This is a genomic window from Intrasporangium sp., from assembly GCF_035280925.1.
Lineage (GTDB): Bacteria > Actinomycetota > Actinomycetes > Actinomycetales > Dermatophilaceae > Intrasporangium.
In genome coordinates, this window is sequence record NZ_DATEEY010000215.1 from 1 (window position 1) to 4,148 (window position 4,148).

3 protein-coding genes and 1 pseudogene are annotated in these 4,148 nt (G+C 69.7%); 2 read left to right on the forward strand and 2 right to left on the reverse strand.

The window, feature by feature from the left end; genetic code table 11:
* Positions 1-209, forward strand: a pseudogene (locus VJN29_RS19285) (hypothetical protein); the annotation flags it as partial.
* 151 nt (positions 210-360) lie between these two features.
* On the opposite strand, the gene VJN29_RS19290 reads toward VJN29_RS19285, so the two are convergent.
* On the reverse strand, positions 361-1,095 hold the full coding sequence (locus tag VJN29_RS19290) for a DUF4118 domain-containing protein (protein ID WP_324145264.1): 735 nt from the start codon (positions 1,093-1,095) through the stop codon (positions 361-363).
* A gap of 171 nt (positions 1,096-1,266) precedes the next feature.
* Here VJN29_RS19290 and VJN29_RS19295 point away from each other — a divergent pair, with 171 nt between their 5' ends.
* On the forward strand, positions 1,267-3,645 hold the full coding sequence (locus tag VJN29_RS19295; RefSeq protein ID WP_324145265.1) for an amino acid permease: 2,379 nt from the start codon (positions 1,267-1,269) through the stop codon (positions 3,643-3,645).
* 184 nt (positions 3,646-3,829) lie between these two features.
* Here VJN29_RS19295 and VJN29_RS19300 read toward each other — a convergent pair.
* Positions 3,830-4,148 (reverse strand): TfoX/Sxy family protein (locus VJN29_RS19300; protein WP_324145266.1); only part of this gene is annotated, 319 nt, incomplete at its 5' end.

Genomic DNA, 4,148 nt, shown 5'->3' on the forward strand with positions numbered 1-4,148 from the left:
CCGGCCACAAGCCGGTCATCACCCACGTGTTCGACCGCGAGAGCCCCTACCTCGACGGCGACGCGGTGTTCGGGGTGCGACCCTCGCTCGTCCTCGACATGGACGAGGGCACCGCCACGTTCGACCCCGTGCTCGAGCGCCAAGGAGGTCGTCCTCCCTCCTCCCCCCCGGATCGAGTACCTCGATGTGGAGCAGCTCGGAACCGATGACGTCGAACGCTCCGGCGTTGGCACGGTGCATCAGGGCCCTGACTTCAGCGGCCCCCTTCTGACCCTTTGGTAGACCGATCCACTCGGTTCACTGGTCGGGTGAGGGCAGGGACGGAGGAGTGTTCGTGCTGGGCGCGAAGTTCCACCAGGGTCAGGGCCGCTGGTAGCGCAGCAGTGCCATGCCGAGCTGATCGGCTAGGGCAACGGCCGCGTGTTTGGCATCGGTGGACGTGCCGATGCCGAACGAGGCTGTCGGAAAGACGAGCAGGAAGTGGCCCAGATCACGCCCGTGGGCCCGTACCGGCAGGGCCGCGGCGCCGGGTGGGGCGTCCTCACTCGTGACGCCGGGGACGCTGATCGAACCGTGCGTGAAGATGGGCAGGTCCTCGGGTGGCGGCGTGGGAACGAACCGGCACGTCTTGAGGTCGAGGAGCTCGGTGAGCTCGTCGGCGCTCAGTGCGATCAGGCGGCTGGGGCGTTCGCCGCCGGCGGCGAGTTCCGCCCGGCGCTGCACCCGGTCGAGTTCGCGGCGGCGGACGATGGCCGCAGCCTGGCTGCGGCGGGCTCGCTCGACCAGCTCGCCGGCGATCAACCCGATGAGCCCGAGCAGCACGGTCGTCTCGATGTCGTCGCCCCGCTCCACGGTGAACGACCCGTAGGGGACCGTAAGGAAGAAGTCGTAGGACAGCGCGGCCGACAGCGCCGCGACCACCCCAGCCGTGCGGCCGCCCGCCACCGCCGCGCCCAGGACCACCAGGACGAGCACCAGAGCCAGGTTCGTGTTGAGGGCATGGGCCCGCAACGGCACCAGGGCGAGGACGACCGCCAACGGTGCGAGCAGCGCCAGACCGACCCGAGCGAGCAACCAGCGGCGGCCACCCTCCATGGCCTCGTTATAGACCGGGCCGCGCCCCAGCCCGCCGATGAGGGGCTCCAATGAACCGACCTTCACCTCTTGTTAGCGCTTGGCGGCCGTTTCTCAGCAGTCCGTTGACGCCCACACCGCGTTGAGTGGACGAGGCACGAACGTTGCCGCTCAGGAGGTCGCGCCCCCTAGGTGTCCACCACCGTCACCCACACACCCGAAGTTGTCTCGGACCCGGGCACCCGGGCCCCGGTGCCAGTGGCGCCCGGGATCGAGGTTCCGCCAGACGGGCTCGGCTACCGGCTGAAGCGCCGCCTGCTGGGCCCCGCGTTGCACAACGAACAGCTCGAAGACGAACGTCTCGGCAAGCCGACCGCCCTGGCGGTATTCGCCTCGGACAACCTGTCCTCCTCCGCCTATGCGACCGAGGAGATCCTGCGGGTGCTCGTCCCCGCGATCGGCCTGGCGGCGTTCTCGCTCGTCGTGCCCATCACCCTGGCGATGCTTGCGGTGCTCGCGGTGCTCATCCTGTCGTACCGCCAGACCATCAAGGCCTACCCGACCGCGGGCGGGGCCTACATGGTCACCCGCGACAACTTCGGCATTCTGCCGGCCCAGGTGGCCGGCGTCGCGCTCCTGACCGACTACGTGCTCACCGTCGCCGTGTCGATCGCCGCCGGGGTCGCCGCCCTGATCTCCGCGTTCTCAGCGCTGACCCCCTACAGCGTGCCGCTGTCGGTGGCGTTCATCTGCGTCATCGCCTACGGCAACCTGCGCGGCGTCAAAGAGTCCGGCCGCATCTTCGCCGCCCCCACCTACTTCTTCATCCTCAACATGGTCGTGCTCCTCGGCCTCGGTCTCAGCCGGCTGCTCCTCGGCGACCTCCCGCTGGCGGACCACCGCGCCGAGGGGCTCCAGGACCTCGGGACCGGAGGCGGCGGGTTGCTCATGGGGGCCTCCCTGTTCATCGTGTTGCACGCCTTCGCCTCGGGCGGCGCCGCGGTCACCGGCGTCGAAGCCATCTCCAACGGCGTACCCGCCTTCCGCCAACCCGCCTGGCGCAACGCCCGCACCACCCTCGTCATCATGGGCAGCCTGCTGGGCACCATGTTCCTGGGCCTCTCCATCCTCGGCGCCCACCTCAAGGTCGCACCGTTCGCCGAAGGGACCCCCACCGTCATCTCCCAGATCGGCGAGCTCATCTACGGCGACAGCCCGCTCGGCCAAGCGCTCTACTACTCCCTTCAGGCCGGCACCATGCTGATCCTGGTCCTGGCAGCCAACACCAGCTACGCCGACTTCCCCCGACTCGCCAGCTTCCACGCCGGCGACAACTTCATGCCCCGCCAGCTCACCAAGCGCGGGCACCGCCTGGTGTTCTCCAACGGCATCTTCTTCCTCTCGGGCTTCGCCATCCTGCTCGTCATCGTCACCGGCGCCAAGGTCGACCGGCTGATCCCCCTCTACGCCATCGGCGTGTTCACCTCGTTCACGCTCTCCCAGGCCGGCATGGCGCGCCACCACCTCCGCGAGCGCGAACCGCACTGGCGCAGCGGCTTCGTCATCAACACCGTCGGCGCGGTCATGACCCTGGTCGTCGACATCGTCATCGCCATCACCAAGTTCACCCACGGCGCCTGGGTCATCGTCGCCCTCGTCCCGCTCATGGTCGTCTTCCTGGTGCGGCTGTCTCGCCAATACGCGACCGAAGCCCAACAACTCGAGCACAACGTGCCCGAGGCCATCGCCGCTCCCATCCTGCGCCGCCACATCGTGCTCGTGTTCGTCGATCGCCTCGACCTGGCCGCCGCCCGGGCGATCCAATACGCCCGAACCCTCATGCCCGACGAGCTGCGGGCCGTGCACTTCGCGCTCGACCAGCAGCGGGCCAACGAACTCGCTGAAGACTGGATCCACCACGGCATGTCCCGCATCGCCCTCGACCTGACCGACTGCCCCGACCGGCGCCTCCCCCGCGCCGCCGTCGAACTCGTCGCCCGCGACCTCACCGACGGCCAGACCGAGGTCAGCGTCCTGCTGCCCGACCGCAAATACGGCGGGTTCTGGCACCGCATCCTCCACGACCAAACCGCCGACGCCATCGAACGAGCCGTCTCCCGCCTCCCCCACGCCAACGTCACCACCGTGCCCTTCCACTTCACCTCCCGCAAGGAGGCCAAGGGAACCGGCCAAGCCGTCGAACCCGCTGCGGCCGCAATCGCCGCGACACCCCACCCGGCCACGCCCCCAGACACACCCCCCACCGACGGACCACAGGACCCGCCGCTCCAACCCGACGGCACGGTCCCGATCGGCACAGTCACCTGGCGTCAACGCGTTCAGGTCCAAGGACGGGTCCGCACCCTGCGCGTCCAACCGCTCGCCGGTACCGCGACCCTCGAATGCGTCCTCGAAGACGGCACGGGCGCCATCTCCCTCGTGTTCCTCGGCCGCAGCAAGGTCCCTGGCATCGACATCGGCACCCGACTACGCACCCAAGGCGTCACGGGCGAACACCGCGGCCGCCTCGCCATCCTCAACCCCGCCTACCAGCTCCTCACCAACCGCTGAGCCCAACCAGCCCAACAATCGGGCGTTCGATGCGACCTCGCTGTGGGGCTCACCGCGGCCATCGACGGGACGGCGATGATGGCCAGCGGCTCCCGTGAGCCCGAGGTCATGACCCGGCAGGCCCACCGGCCGGGGCGCTGGATCGACAAGCCGGGTAGGAGCTGATGGGGCTGAGGTCCCGCTCCTACTTCGGCGGTAGGGAGCGGGCGTGGCGGACGCCGCGCTTCACCCACGACGTGAGCTGTCGCTTCGTGCGGACGCCCTCGGCGTCGACACGGACCCACCCGGCCATCTCGCGGCCGCGCATCACCATCGGTCGCGTGTGCGGCTTCGCGAGTAGGGCGCCAGCGTCGCCGTGGTCGACTCCGAGCAGCAGCCCGCCCTCGCGGCTCGCGGCGACGGCCATGTGCCCGCCGACGAGGAACGCGAAGCCCCCGAACATCTTCTGCTCGCGCACGCCGGCCACGTCGAGATCGGCGAGCGCCTCGCGAATCCTCTCGGCC

Excerpts from the sequence above, each read along its gene's own strand:
- VJN29_RS19290 (WP_324145264.1), bottom strand. The coding sequence starts at position 1,095 with ATGGAGGGTGGCCGCCGCTGGTTGCTCGCTCGGGTCGGTCTGGCGCTG.